The following is an 11,743-nucleotide window of genomic DNA, read 5'->3' as shown; positions in this document are numbered from 1 at the left end:
GGGCCGGGGGCGGTGGCCGGGGGCGGGGGCCGGGTGTGGGGCGGTGGGGGCCGGAGGGGGCGGGGATCGCGTGCGAAAAGCAGGCCCGAACTGCGGCTGGGGGCCCGGACGGCCGCGGGGTGGCGATCGAGCCTGCTTTTGGCTCGCGTCGAGGGCGGCTCGGCGAGGCGAGACGGTGGAGCGGTGAAGTGGGGGGGCCTGCGGTGGGCGGGACAGCCGAGGCGGGTTCGCGGCATCCCGTCCGATGACGTAAACTCTTCCGCGGTGACGTGTCCGAGCGGCCGAAGGTGCAACTCTCGAAAAGTTGTGTAGGGTAACCCCCTACCGTGGGTTCAAATCCCACCGTCACCGCCACAGAAAACCCCTGCCGAGGCAGGGGTTTTCGTCTGTGTGAGGCTTGCAGGCGACCCTCCGGTGGACGAGAGGCTCAGCGCACACTGTTGTGTCGACGAGGGGGTGTCATCGGACCACGCCTTCCTCGTCGTCCATCCGCGACAGTTCCGCGAGCGTCGGTGAGCCTTCCCCGTCGCCGGCGGAGGTGCACGCGAATGCTCCGACGGCCACGCCGCGCCGCAGGCGCTCGACGAGGGACGCGCTGCCGCCGCAGAGACTGAGGTAGCCGGCGACGAACGCGTCACCGGCGCCCACGGTGTCAACGACGTCCACGCGGCGGGCGGGCTCATCGTGACAAGTGGTGCCGTCGGAGGCGAATGCTCCGTGTGCTCCGCGCCTGATGACGACTTCACGGGGCCCGAGCCGGCGGAGGCGCTCCGCCAGAACGGGAGCCTCCGCGTTCCCCACGAGGAGGGCGGCTTCGTCCTCCCTTGCGAAGACGATGTCGGCCGCCGACACCAATTGCTCGTAGACGGGGCGGGGGTCATGAGCCAGGCCGTCCTCGCTTACGCCCGTCCCGCGATTGCCGACGACATTGCCCGGCGCCATCCCGAACTGAGACTGATCCTCGCGCACATGGGACACCCGTACGAGGGCGAGTGCATCGCCGTCATCCGCAAGCACCCACACGTCTACGCGGACATCAGCACGTTGCACTATCGCCCGTTCCAGCTGTGGCACACGCTCATGCTCGTTCAGGAATACGGCGTCTGGCACAAGCTCCTCTTCGGCAGCGACTTCCCCTTCACGACGGTCGACGACACGATCGCGGGCCTCCACCGCATCGCAGGCGTCCAGGCCCCGGGATTCGCCTCCTTGGCGGCCGAGGAGATCGATGCCCTTATCCACCGCGACGCGCTGACCCTGCTCGGACTGTCGTCGTCCTGACCGCGGTCGTGGTCGTTGCTCGCGGGTACGCGTGCGAAAAGCAGGGGCACCCGCGACCTGCGCGGGCGGCGGCAGTGTCGACGGCGATTGAGCCTGCTTTTCGCTCGGTCGAGTCAGAGCGCGGCGTGGACGGGGTCAGTCGAGGCTGTCGATCTCGCCGGTCTCGGCGGCGTCGGCGGGTTCGGGGACGATGTAGAGACCGCCGGGGGAGTTGGCGGTGATGGCGAGGGCTTCGATCCACGCCCGGTTGAGCGAGGGGCGGCGGCTGCCGAAGTAGCGGAAGCTGAGGTCGCCCTCCGGGTGGACCCAGACGCTGTAACGTCCGTCGCCGACGCTGATGTCCTCCTTCCAGGTGAAGAAGAAGGACTCGCCGCGACGCAGCTTGTTGCCGATGACCACCTGGATGTGGGCGAGGACACGGTCCTCGAGTTCGATCTTGGTGTGGTTGGCGTAGTGGAAACGTCCCATGGAGACTCCGTCCTGCCGATCCCGGCTGTCACGTCGGCGTGCGAGGAACGCACCTGCTCGGACACGTGTCACCTGATCGTTGCGGTAATGGTCCACGCTCCTGCACCCAGCGTCCCCGCGTCAGGGGGTTATGGTGAGGCACCCAAGGGTCTACTCTGTGCCCGGCCGTCGAGAACGCCGACGACGGCGTCGCCTCACAGGCCGAACTCGTCCAGCTCGGCGACACCGGGGGGCTCGCCGTCCACGACGGCCGTACTGGGCGAATCGATGGCGCGCGCTCGTTCCCGCAGATCCGCGACCACGGACGCGTCCTCGATCTCCTCGAGTTCGTCGGGCGCATCTTCGGCGACGATCTGGCTCGCGGGGCCGAGGAGCAGAGTGGCTGCGCCCAGGGTGCCGGACGTCGTCCGCACCGGTATCACCACGGTGTCTGCCCGGCTCGCGCCGGCCAGAGATGCCGCGTATTCCATCACGACCTGGGCGATCTCATCGCCCGTGCGAAGGGCGTTGCCTGCGTACACAAGGGCTTTCATTCCTTCGTTCTAGTCCGAGTCGCCGCGTTGACCCATGCGGTTGCGCGACCGGGTCCGAGCGGGTACAGGAGCGGGAAGGAGAACGTGTCAGGCTCCGCCCGCGCCGGGGACGCACCCCGCCGCCGGGAACGACGCGGAACCCGGTCAACGAGCCCGGCTTCTCGGTCTCCAAGTCCGCCGATCCCGCCTCGGGCAGCGCGGTGGACCCCGGCGACGTCGTCACGTACACCGTGACCTGAACCAACACCGGAGAGACGGCCCTCGACCCCGTGTCGATCACGGACGACCTCCGCGGAGTGCTCGCCCACGCGACGCTCACCGGCACTCCCTCGGCGACGATCGACGGCGCTCCGGCTGCCGCCTCCGTCCTGGCGGGAGAGACCCTCTCGTGGACCGGCGCACTCCCCGTAGGGTCTGCCGTGGCCCTCACGTACACCGTGACGGTCGCCGCCGACACGGGAGGCGCGACGCTGGAGAACTCAGTCACCGGATCGGCGACACCTCCGGGCGGAGTTCCGCCGATCGAAACGCCGCCGGCGGTCACCGAGCACCCCGTCAACGCTCCGGGCTTCGAGGTCACCAAGACCTCCGACCCCGCCGCGGGAACGCGTATCGACCCGGGTTCGATCGTCACGTACACCGTGACCGGCATCAACACCGGTGCGACGGCGTTCGGTCGGCGAAGGCTCCGTCGTGCACTACACGCTCACGGGCGTGAACACCGGGGAGACCCGCCTCGACGAGGTCGTCATCTCCGACGATCTGAGCGGGGTCTTGGACCACGCGACGTTCAACGACGACGTGGCCGTGACGGTGGGAGGCCGTGAGGTCGCCGCTCCGTCGCTCGCGGGCACCACGCTCACGTGGAGCGGTGCGCTCGCCGAGGGGGAGACCGTGATGATCACATACTCGGTCACCGTCAAGACGGGAGTGACGGGAGCGACGCTCCGCAACGTCGCCACCAGCACCGCCACCCCCCCCGGGGGTGAGACGATCACGCCGCCGCCGAGCGCGACCGACAACGAGGTGGAGATCCTCGCCGTGTCGGGTGGCCAGTTCCCGCTGTGGCTGCCGGTGCTCGCGCTGCTGCTGCTGATCGGTGGGGGAGCGCTCCTGCTGCGTCGTCGCTCGGCGACCGAGTGAGCGTGTGCGTGCCGGCGTGACCCCCCGCGCGCCGGCACGCACGTCCCGACCCCGGGGGCTCAGTGGGTCGGGAGAAGACGCAGCAGAGCGGGCAGGGTGGTGACGCCCTCGTCCGCCAGGAAGTGACCGCCACCCGAGACGGTCACTTCCTCGGCCTCGAGTCGTGCCGCCAGGCGATGGGTGAGCGCCGGCGGCACGATCGAGTCGTCGTCGGATACGACGACGACTCGATGGAGAGTGCGGGCCGCCGTTCGTGTGGGGTCGGGCGCCTCGGCGGTGAAGCCGTCGAGCTGGGGCAGGGCCGGGAGGGGATCGACGAACCCGGCGACCGCGACGAACGCGCCGAGGCTCCAGTCTCCGGCGAGGCGATCGAGCGCGTGAAGTGCCGTCACCGCGCCGAGACTGTGGGCGACGATCGCGAGCTCGGAAGTGGGCGTTCCGATCGCCTCCGTGGCCGTCGAGATCCACCGCTCGGCGTCGGGTTCGGACGAATCCGGCAGTTCGACGATCTCGACCTCCACCTCGGGAGAGAGCTCATCGCGCAGCCAGGGGAACCAATGGTCCGACGGTGAGGCGAGATAGCCGTGGAAGACGAGAACGCGGCGCAGGGTCATGTTCGGGGGAACGAGAGCCACGGCGGAGCCTATTCCTGGGCACTTGGCGATGCGCGCGGAGAGGGACCTGAGTGCCCGCTGAGAAAAAACTTGGCGTTGGCTGTAAGGAAATGGTCTCCAGCGGCAACTTTTTAGTGACGGCATTTTTCCGTCGTGCTCTCCCACCCGAAGGATCACCCATGCCCGCACCCACGATCTTCCGTGCTGCCCAGCCGCGCCACCGGTTCCTCGCCACGATCGCTCGTCGCACCGCGACGTCCATTGGGGCGGGCGTGATCATCGCTGCCGGACTCGTCGGCGGCCTCCTCGCTCCGAGCGCCGCCGCTGAGACGGCGCCGGCGCAGCCCACGGCTGAGGCCCCGGCCCCCGCCCAGGCGGAAGAGCGGACGACGGTCGCCGATTCCCCCATCGAGGCGCAGATCGCCGCGAAATCGCAGGGTGTGCGGGTGGAGGTGTTGTCGGAGCGGTCGGAGTCGTCGGTGACGTTTGCGGAGCCGGACGGTTCGTTCACGGTGGAGTCGTCGACGGGGGTGGAGCGGGTTCGTGATTCGTCGGGTGAGCACGGGTGGCGTGATGTCGATCTGACGTTGCAGGCGGGCGCGGATGGAGTGGTGCGTCCCGTGTCGCCGGTGTATGACGTGGAGATCCATGGCGGGCAGGCGGGGGATTCCCCGTTGGTGCAGGTGGGTTCGGAGGATGGTTCGGTCGGGTTCGGGTGGCAGGGGGAGCCGTTGCCGGAGCCAGTGCTGGAGGGATCCCGGGCGACGTATCAGGATGTGGAGCCCGGGGTTGATCTGGTGGTGGAGGCCACTCGCTATGGCTTTGAGCACTACGTGGTGTTGACGGAGAAGCCGGAGGATCCCGCGTCGGTGGCGGTGGAGCTGCCTGTGGTCGCCGATGGGGTGGAGTTCGTTCAGGACGGCTCGCAGGTTGCTCTGGTCACTGATGAGGGTGACACGGTGGGCGCGTTGGGGACGGCGTTCATGTGGGATGCGGAGGCGGATCCGCACGGGGAGGTCTCGCTGCCTGCGGCGGCGGGTGAGGTCGAAGTCGCGGACGTCAGTGTGGAGACCCGGAAGGGTGCGCAGACGGTCGTGGTGACTCCGGGCGAGGAGTTCTTGGAGTCGGCGACATATCCGGTGGTGATCGATCCGAGTGTGACGTTCGCGGGGCCGCGGGACAGTTATGTGTCGACGCAGTTCCCGAATGAGAACTACGCGTCGGCGACGGAGCTGATGTTCGGGACGTATAACTCGGGGACGTACAAGTACCGGGCGTTCTTGAAGTTCAGTGGTCAGCCGATCGCGGGGGCGCAGATCCAGTCGGCGACGCTGCAGCTGTATGGGAACAAGTCGTACAACTGCAATGCGTCGTCGTTCACGGTGCGGGCGTCGTCGGAGACGATGAGCAACGACGACATCACGTGGAACAACCAGCCGAGCACGAACAGCAGCGTGTCGAAGACGTTCTCGGTGGGTGGGAAGGGCGGCGGGTCGGCGTGCCCGGCGGGGTGGATGTCGGCGGTGGACGTGAAGTCGATCGTGCAGAACGCCGCCGACCAGAACAAGACCACGTTCTCGATGCGGTTGACCGCGTCGGAGAGCTCGAACCTGGAATGGCGTCGGATCTCGTCGTCGAACGGGTCGAACCCCCCGAAGCTGAAGGTCACGTACAACCGGCATCCGGGCAAGCCCAGCGCGCCCACGGTATCGGGGGTGACGACGTCGGGATCGACGAAGTACGCGAACACGCTGACCCCGACGTTCTCGACGAAAGCGACGGACGCCGATGGGGGCACGTTGGCGTACACGCTCGAGGTCTATAAGTCCTCGACGGTCAGTTCCGCCAACCTCGTCACCACCTGCACGAAATCGGGATCTTCGGGCGCGACCGTCTCGTGCGCGGCGCCGTCGGGCAAACTCGCCGACAACTCGTCCTACTGGGTGCGGGCCGTCGTCCGTGACGGCGTCTCCGGCTCCAACCCCGGCTACAGCTCGATGGTCGCCTTCAAGACCGCCGTCGGCAAGCCACCCGCGCCCACCATCTCCTGCCCCAGCTACGCCAACGGCTCGTGGACGGACAACCCGCCGTCCTCGAACATCACGTGCACGATCTCCGTCCCCAGCAGTGGCGGCAACAATGCGGCGACCGCCCTCGCGTACCGCGTCGACGGCGCGACCAGCGACACGGTCAAGTCGGTCACCGCAGGCTCGGGCGGCACCTTCAGCGTCTCGGTGTCGAAGTCGTCCGGAAGCCACCGGATCACGGCGTATACGAAGCAGATCTCGGGCCTTACCTCGGCCACACAGACATACACGTTCGGCTACGGCAACGCGGCGTTCACGACGTCTGTCGAAGGCGTGAAGACCAACAACTCCGTCCGGTTGTCCGCGACGGCTCCGCCGCTCGGGCAGGCCGCATCCGTGAGCGCCAAGCTGCAGTGGCGCGCGGCTGGGGCGTCTGGGTCGGGATGGACCGACGGTGGCAGCGTGCCGACCTCCGGGGGCTCGTCGACTCCCGTCGAGGTGAAGAACTTCATCTGGCAGACCCAGTCGGCGGTCACCGATACCAGCTCGGGGTCGTCCGTCGCTCTCAATCACCGCGTGCCCGTCCTCCTGGAGGTGCGGCTGTGCTTCACCTACGCCGCGGTCGGCACGCAGTGCACCGATGACAACGGGGTGGGTGCCACCGTGCTGCGGGTTCCGCATGCCTTCGGAGGAGGCTTTCCGACGGCCGAAGCCGGCCCCGGTCAGGTGGCGCTCTGGACCGGCGAGTTCAATTTGAGCGAGACCGACGTGACTGTGCCGACTCCGGAAGGCGCGCTGTCGGTGTCGCGTTCGCACTCCACGTTCGACGGCCCCGTTCCCGGCGGCTACGGCGTCTTCGGGCCCGGATGGACGGCATCGTTCGACGGTTCGGGCGAGGGAGGCGCGTCGCTGACCGTGGTCGACAGCACCACGATCGATGGCACTATCGCGTTCGTCGACGACGAGGGAGACCCCCTTGTGTACCGGCAGCCCGGCGGCAAGAAGCTCGACGCTCCCGCGGGCTCCTACAGCGCGGTGGACGAAGACACCGCGTTCATGGAAGCCAAGGTGACCGTTGCGGGAAGCGGGACGGGGCGCACCCTGACGCTCAAAGAGATCGACGGGACCGTCACGACCTGGAAGATCCTGTCGCAGGGTGATCCTCGCTTCCGCTGGACGCCGGTCTCCGTTCAAGAGCCCGGCGGGCTGGGCAAGACGACCTACACGACCGACGCCCAGGGACGCGTCACGCGAATCCTCGCCTCGGTGCCCGACGGCGTGACGTGCACCACCTTGGTCGCGGGCTGTCGCGCGCTCGAGGTGACGTACGCGTCGTCGACGACCGCGACATCCTCCTCCCCGGGAGATGTGTCCGGCCAGGTGAAGAGCATCGCTTACACCGCGTTCGATCCCGATGCCACTCCGACCCCCGCCATGCGCACGACCGTCGTCGCTCAGTACACGTATCACTCGAACGGACGATTGGCCACCGTCGCAGACCCGCGGCGGCCGGGTCTCTCGACCAGCTACACGTACTCGGTCAGTGGAACCGACGTGACGCGCCTGACCGGCGTGACCAATGCCGGACTGGCACCGTATGGCTTCTCGTACACGACGGGAACCGATCTGCGACTGGCGAAGGTCACCCGCGGGGGCGCCGCGTCGGGCCAGCCCACGTCGACGCTGACGAGCTTCGTCTACGGGATCGACCCGACCCAGGCCGTGTCCGGGCTCCCTGACCTGAGGGCGACGAGTGTCGCGCGCTGGAAGCAGGAGCGGGTGCCCACCTACGGTGCGGCGGAGTTCGGCCCCGACAGGCCCCTCTCCACGACGGACCCGTCGCAGCTCTCGGCAGCCGACTGGCGCTACGCGTCGATCCAGTACACCGACGACGAGGGCTACACCGTCAACAGCGCGGAGTATGGCGCAGGGGCATGGCAGCTCACCGCGACCGACTACGACGATCTGGGTAACGTGGTGCGCTCCTTCGACAACCGGGGAATTCGCGCCGTGATCGACCGCGTGGCCGCCGATCCCACGGACACATTCGATGCATCGGAGTATGCAACGGTCACGCGCTACAACGGTGCGATGTCGATCGCGGGCACCGCCGTGGCGGCCGGCATGTTCGTCACCGACTCCTGGGCGCCGGCAGAAGACGCAGTCCTCTCAGACGGTGAATCGCAACGCGTGAGGGCGCACACCACCTACGTGTACGACCAGGGGGCTCCGGGCAGCGGGATCGACGCTGTCACGGGTCAGCGGTGGGGACTGGTGACATCCACCACGGTGGGTGCAGCAGCACCCGACTCGGCGACCACCGATCCGGACGTGACCGTTCCCGCCGACATCGAGACCGTCTCGCAGACCAAGAGCGGTTACAGCCCCATCGACGGGAGTTCGGCGACGGGCGACACCTCGGGGTGGCGATTGGGTGCTTCCACGTCGAACACGCTCGTGATGGGCGGTTCGTCGAGCAACGACATCGTGACGAAGACGCGCTACGACAAGAGCGGTGGCGTGGTGGAGTCCCGTGCTCCGTTGTCGCAGGGAAACGACGAAGCGACGACGCTCTCCATTGACTACACCGCTGGGGCGAACGCGCAAGATGCGGCCTGCGGCAACAAGCCCGAATGGGCCGGACTTCCGTGTTGGAATGGCGCCGCGACCGCTCCAGCCTCCGGCGGTGATCTCCCCGACTCCCGCGTGACCAAGTACACCTACCTGCTGCAGCAGGCCGAGGTCGTCGAGACGTCGGGGTCGGGTTCGAACGTGGTGGAGCGGACGACGACCACCACCTATGACACCGCCGGACGTGCCGTGACGACAGACTCAACGGTCTCGGGGACGGCCAGCGCGGCGCCCGAGCCTGCGATCCGCACCGTGTACAGCGCGACCAACGGTCTGGTCACCGGCACCGAAGCCCTGGACGCTCAGGGGAACGTCACGGCATCGGAGACGGTGGAGCATGATCTCTGGGGTCGGGTGACGAAGGAGACCAACCAGCTCGGAGATGTGACCACGACGACGTATGTCGCGCCGGGCCAGCCTGGAGCGGGCCAGGTCGCCTCGACCACCAGCCCCACTCTCGGAACGGTGAGCTACACGTACGACGGGAACGACGCCAACGGGCAACCGGAGTACCGCGGCCTCGTCACCCGCATGACGGTGTCGGGAGTCGGCGAGTACCGGGCCGCCTACGACGATCAGGCCGCGATGACGGTGCAGACCGCTCCCGGCCAGATCACTCAGCGTTTCGTCTACGACGACTTGGGTCAGCTCGTGGAGCAGATCTACGAGGGCAAAGTCACCACGATCGACCCCGACACCGAGGCGGTAACGGTCGGTCGGGGCACATGGTTGTCGTGGTCTCGCGAGTATGACTTCCAGGGCCGAGTCGTGCGTGAGTGGGCGCCCATGACCATGCTGAGTGGCAGTGGGGAGGATCCCACTAGGGAATACTCCTACGATCGGGCGAGTCGTCTCACACGTGTCGTGGATCGCGCCGGCGAGGAATGCGAGGTGCGCGAGTACGGCTTCGACAAGCAGGGTAACCGGACTTCGCTGACGACGACCGGCGTGGATGAGACCGGTGAGTGTGGCAGTGGGTCTGCTTCCACGAAGAACTGGTCGTATGACCTCTCTTCGCGGGTGTTGACGGCCGGTGATGGTCAGAGCGCCTACACGCATGATCTCTTCGGCCGGGTGACGGTGCTTCCTGCCGCTGATGCTCCCGACCCGGCGAAGGGTGATGTCTCGCTCGGGTATTTCGAGTCGGATGCGCCGCGTTCGATTACCCAGGGCGCGCGGTCGACCACGTTCTCGCTGGATGTGGCTGGTCGTCGGCTGGTGGAGACGGTGACGCTGTCGGGTGTGGTGACCTCCACGGTTACGCGTCACTATGCCGGGTCGTCGGATTCGCCGTCGAAGGTGGTCGATGTCACGCCGGATGGCACGTCGACCACGCGGTACACGCCGGCGTTGGGGTCGGGTCTGGGCGCGACGGTGGCCGACGACGGCTCGGTGGAGCTGGCGGTGGACGATCCTCACGGTGACGTCATCACGATGATTCCGCTCGCGTCGGCCTCGACGGCGGCGGAGGAGATCTCGGGCTGGGGAGTGTTCGACGAGTACGGGTCGCCCATCCAGACCGCGAACACGACCGCAGTGGACACGGGTGTCGTGGACTACGGCTGGTTGGGTTCGCATGAGCGGGCGACCGACGAGACCGGTCTGATGCTCATGGGTGCCCGTCTGTACAACCCGGTGACGGGCCGATTCTTGTCCGTCGATCCGGTGGAGGGCGGCAACGAGAACGCCTACAACTACCCCAACGACCCGATCAACCGCTTCGACACGACGGGGCTGTGGGACTGGGGTCTGGCCCTCGATATTGGGTTGACGGCTCTGTCGTTCGTTCCGGGCGTGGGTGTCGCAGCGCTGGCGGCGAAGGTGGTCGTCGGCGTGGTCCGTGTCGCCTCGGCGGTGTCGAAGGTGGTCCGGGGCAGCAAGATCGCGCGGTCTGTGGGTAAGGTCGTCAAGTCGACCACCAGGGCGGTGAAGAAGAAGGCGCGGGTGAAGGCGCCTGCGAAGAAGCCAGCCGCCAAGCGGGCGAAGGCGAAGTCGTGTCCGCTGAACAGCTTCGTGCCGGGCACGTTGGTGTTGATGGCGGATGGTTCGTCGAAGCCGATTGAGGAGATCGGGGTCGGGGAGCTGGTGTGGGCGACTGACCCGGAGACGGGGGAGTCGTCGGCGGAGCCGGTGACTGATCTGATTCTCGGCGACGGGCTGAAGGATCTGGTGCGAGTCGGTACGGATGCCGATGGTGACGGGGTCGTGGAGTGGGTGACGGCGACGGACGGGCACCCGTTCTGGGTCGAGGGTTCTGGGTGGACGAATGCCGGTGACCTCGCTGTCGGTGACGTGCTGGTCAGCCAAGTCGGTGCGGCCGTGGAAGTTGCCGGTCTCGCGGTCGAGACGCGGTCCGCGGTGGTTCACAACCTGACGGTCAACCGTCTACACACCTACTATGTGACCTACGGCGACACATCCGTCCTCAGCCACAACGACTCGTGTGGAAGCTCCTGGGCTGGAGACGTCATGGCGCATTGGGATAGAGGGACCTTCCCCAACCGACTTCAGAGCATCCGATACCACCATCGCAAGCACGGCAAAGTGGGGCAGTCGTTGAAGGACTATGCCAGACAGGGAGTGGATCTCTCTCGACGAGTCGGTGCAACGGGCAAGAAGGTGCGCGTCAGAGGCTCCGGTGGTGGAATCGTGAGCGCGAGGGGGAGGACATATACAGCATGGTGAGTACGCGGCTTGACAGTCTGAAGGCAATCTTGACTGAGCTCCAGGAACGAGCTGACTACCCTGTTGGTCTATCCGATGCAGCTCAAGAGGCGTGGATGGACGTTGTTGAACTGGAAGCGGCCGCCGCAGGGTGGGTTTCCACCGCGATCAGCGGCGGTCGCGTCTCCGAGCGGGAGGTCAGAGACGTGGGCAGAGCCCTCGCGGTGAACCCGGCATGGGCTTCGCTCTGGCCTGAGCATTACCGCTTGCTGAGTCGGGCTGTCCAGGTGCTGTCAGATGGCTCCACACAGTGACCCCGCTGGCGGCCTCTGGCGGTTGGGCGGAACCGTGAACGCCCCCAAGTTCTGCAAAGAGTCACCGA

7 protein-coding genes and 1 tRNA gene are annotated in these 11,743 nt (G+C 67.3%); 4 read left to right on the top strand and 4 right to left on the bottom strand.

Going from position 1 to position 11,743, the window contains the following annotated elements:
- Window positions 1-263 precede the first annotated feature (263 nt).
- A tRNA-Ser gene (locus QM591_RS06915) sits at window positions 264-354 on the top strand.
- 105 nt (window positions 355-459) lie between these two features.
- On the opposite strand, the gene QM591_RS06910 is transcribed toward QM591_RS06915, so the two are convergent.
- On the bottom strand, window positions 460-942 hold the full coding sequence (locus QM591_RS06910) for a carbohydrate kinase family protein (RefSeq protein WP_415130941.1): 483 nt from the start codon (window positions 940-942) through the stop codon (window positions 460-462).
- Here QM591_RS06910 and QM591_RS06905 point away from each other — a divergent pair.
- On the top strand, window positions 880-1,281 hold the full coding sequence (locus tag QM591_RS06905) for an amidohydrolase family protein (protein WP_415130939.1): 402 nt from the start codon (window positions 880-882) through the stop codon (window positions 1,279-1,281). The two genes, QM591_RS06910 and QM591_RS06905, sit on opposite strands and share 63 nt — an antisense overlap.
- 135 nt (window positions 1,282-1,416) lie before the next feature.
- Here QM591_RS06905 and QM591_RS06900 read toward each other — a convergent pair whose 3' ends face one another.
- Together QM591_RS06900 and QM591_RS06895 are read right to left on the bottom strand one after the other, a co-directional pair.
- A complete protein-coding gene (locus tag QM591_RS06900; protein WP_415130937.1) occupies window positions 1,417-1,749 on the bottom strand; it encodes an ATP-dependent DNA ligase in 333 nt (110 codons plus the stop codon).
- A 194-nt stretch (window positions 1,750-1,943) separates the two neighbouring features.
- Entirely contained in the window at window positions 1,944-2,282 is a 339-nt protein-coding gene (locus QM591_RS06895; RefSeq protein WP_415130935.1) for a hypothetical protein, read from the bottom strand.
- Window positions 2,283-2,975: 693 nt separating this feature from the next.
- Between QM591_RS06895 and QM591_RS06890 the strand changes: the two genes are divergently transcribed.
- Window positions 2,976-3,425, top strand: coding sequence for an isopeptide-forming domain-containing fimbrial protein (locus QM591_RS06890; RefSeq protein ID WP_415130933.1), 450 nt, complete (start codon window positions 2,976-2,978; stop codon window positions 3,423-3,425).
- Between the two features lie 59 nt (window positions 3,426-3,484).
- Here QM591_RS06890 and QM591_RS06885 read toward each other — a convergent pair whose 3' ends face one another.
- Window positions 3,485-4,060 carry an RBBP9/YdeN family alpha/beta hydrolase gene (locus QM591_RS06885; protein ID WP_415130931.1) on the bottom strand — a complete coding sequence of 192 codons (576 nt, stop codon included), beginning with the start codon at window positions 4,058-4,060 and terminating at the stop codon, window positions 3,485-3,487.
- Window positions 4,061-4,218: 158 nt separating this feature from the next.
- Here QM591_RS06885 and QM591_RS06880 point away from each other — a divergent pair, with 158 nt between their 5' ends.
- Window positions 4,219-11,382 (top strand): DNRLRE domain-containing protein, encoded by a 7,164-nt coding sequence (locus QM591_RS06880; protein WP_415130929.1) that lies wholly within the window; start codon window positions 4,219-4,221, stop codon window positions 11,380-11,382.
- The last annotated feature ends 361 nt before the right edge of the window (window positions 11,383-11,743 follow it).

Source organism: Microbacterium sp. (genome assembly GCF_047607225.1).
Classification (GTDB): Bacteria; Actinomycetota; Actinomycetes; order Actinomycetales; family Microbacteriaceae; genus Microbacterium.
Note: the sequence above shows the minus strand (reverse complement) of the source record. Positions and strands in the feature narration are given on the sequence as shown.

What these genes read in the sequence shown, in the direction of transcription:
- QM591_RS06905 (WP_415130939.1), top strand. Translation starts at nt 880, where the DNA reads ATGAGCCAGGCCGTCCTCGCTTACGCCCGTCCCGCGATTGCCGACGAC.
- QM591_RS06910 (WP_415130941.1), bottom strand. Translation starts at nt 942, where the DNA reads ATGGCGCCGGGCAATGTCGTCGGCAATCGCGGGACGGGCGTAAGCGAG.
- QM591_RS06900 (WP_415130937.1), bottom strand. Translation starts at nt 1,749, where the DNA reads ATGGGACGTTTCCACTACGCCAACCACACCAAGATCGAACTCGAGGAC.
- QM591_RS06895 (WP_415130935.1), bottom strand. Translation starts at nt 2,282, where the DNA reads ATGAAAGCCCTTGTGTACGCAGGCAACGCCCTTCGCACGGGCGATGAG.
- QM591_RS06880 (WP_415130929.1), top strand. Translation starts at nt 4,219, where the DNA reads ATGCCCGCACCCACGATCTTCCGTGCTGCCCAGCCGCGCCACCGGTTC.